At 56.4% G+C, this 1,431-nt stretch carries 2 protein-coding genes and 1 pseudogene; 1 reads left to right on the top strand and 2 read right to left on the bottom strand.

What is annotated here, in order from left to right; translation table 11 throughout:
* On the top strand, positions 1-590 hold a 590-nt coding region (locus B30_RS22625), incomplete at its 5' end, for a hypothetical protein (protein WP_232616954.1).
* Positions 591-653: 63 nt separating this feature from the next.
* Here the strand turns inward: B30_RS22625 and B30_RS22830 are convergent.
* Positions 654-842, bottom strand: a pseudogene (locus B30_RS22830) (BapA/Bap/LapF family prefix-like domain-containing protein); the annotation flags it as partial.
* Between the two features lie 197 nt (positions 843-1,039).
* Complete coding sequence (locus B30_RS22280) at positions 1,040-1,234, bottom strand: hypothetical protein (protein WP_152002388.1); 195 nt, start codon at positions 1,232-1,234, stop codon at positions 1,040-1,042.
* Positions 1,235-1,431 lie beyond the last annotated feature (197 nt).

Below are 1,431 nucleotides of genomic sequence, written 5' to 3'. Positions count from 1 at the left end.
TCGGCATCGGCGTCAGCATCCGCGTCGGCGTCCGCATCTGCATCGGCGTCCGCATCTGCATCCGCGTCGGCATCGGCGTCAGCATCCGCGTCGGCATCGGCGTCAGCATCCGCGTCGGCATCGGCGTCAGCATCCGCGTCGGCATCGGCGTCAGCATCCGCGTCGGCATCGGCGTCAGCATCCGCGTCGGCATCGGCGTCAGCATCCGCGTCGGCATCGGCGTCAGCATCCGCGTCGGCATCGGCGTCAGCATCCGCGTCGGCATCGGCGTCAGCATCCGCGTCGGCATCGGCGTCAGCATCCGCGTCGGCATCGGCGTCAGCATCCGCGTCGGCATCGGCGTCAGCATCCGCGTCGGCATCGGCGTCAGCATCCGCGTCGGCATCGGCGTCAGCATCCGCGTCGGCATCGGCGTCAGCATCGGCGTCAGCATCCGCATCGGCATCCGCGTCGGCATCCGCGTCGGCATCTGCGTCAGCATCGGCATCCGCGTCGGCATCCGCATCCGCATCGCTGTCATCACCGCCACCGGCCGCCAGAGCCGCAAGACCGAGCCCACCGAAAACGGCAGCTGCAATGCCTTCTTCTGAGAAGCCCATTCCCAGACCTGCCGCAGTCGCAGGATCACCCGTAACACCGCTGGCCGTTCCATCACCAAAAACTAAACTGTGAAGAGACTGGTTCTCGGCAAAAGTATAAAAGTCGTTAACAACAATCTGATCACCACTCTTAAGATCAATGATCAAATTGTCTCCATTTTTAGAGTAACGCAGCACTTCGTCCCGCATCACGTCGATTTTGACACTAATTTCAGGACCCGCCTGAATGGAGGTGGTTACCATCGTTCATCTCTCCCAATTTCCCAAAGGCCTATGAGCCCACCAAGTACATCATATCTTATTGCTGTATATTAAAACTAAAGTATATTATCTAGATTTTTTTGATAATCTTTAGGACTATTTCACCCACCCGCCCGCAGGTGAGACATATCTCATCCACAGTAGGTTAAGCGCCTATAAACACGCCACGAAAACAAATCTCAGGCTGAATGCAGGTTCAGCGTGAGTGAGCTACATTGGAATAATTTGTTCTGTTCCAACGCAACCTGCTTCAACGCATGCGCTGTTGCGCGAAAACCAGAAGATTGTGCAATCAAGCTTGCGTGCAGGGCCTCAGCCACCAAATCTCTTGATTCGCAGCTAAAAATCTCTAAGTGATTTTGAGTATCATTCATAATGTGTTCGCTTTGCTCAAGTAAGGAGAGAGGCAGATCATGCTGGGTGAGTGGTGATGGGGTGACATAACCCGCCTCTCAGGTAGTAGAACGCCACGTTACCGGGGCGCTCCATTCTGGAGCAGCTCGTTGGGCTAACTGCTCCTACGCGCTCCTGTCAGCCGAAGCGCGATCTCGGGATGTCTTGCGCCTTGAGA

Origin of the sequence: Celeribacter baekdonensis B30 (assembly GCF_000299875.1) — a bacterium.
Classification (GTDB): Bacteria; Pseudomonadota; Alphaproteobacteria; order Rhodobacterales; family Rhodobacteraceae; genus Celeribacter; species Celeribacter baekdonensis_A.
The sequence above is the reverse complement of the archived record's forward strand: the minus strand, read 5'-3'. Positions and strand labels throughout refer to the sequence as shown.

Bases quoted from the DNA above. Each gene is read 5' to 3' on its own strand.
- B30_RS22280 (WP_152002388.1), bottom strand. From the start codon at position 1,234: ATGAATGATACTCAAAATCACTTAGAGATTTTTAGCTGCGAATCAAGA.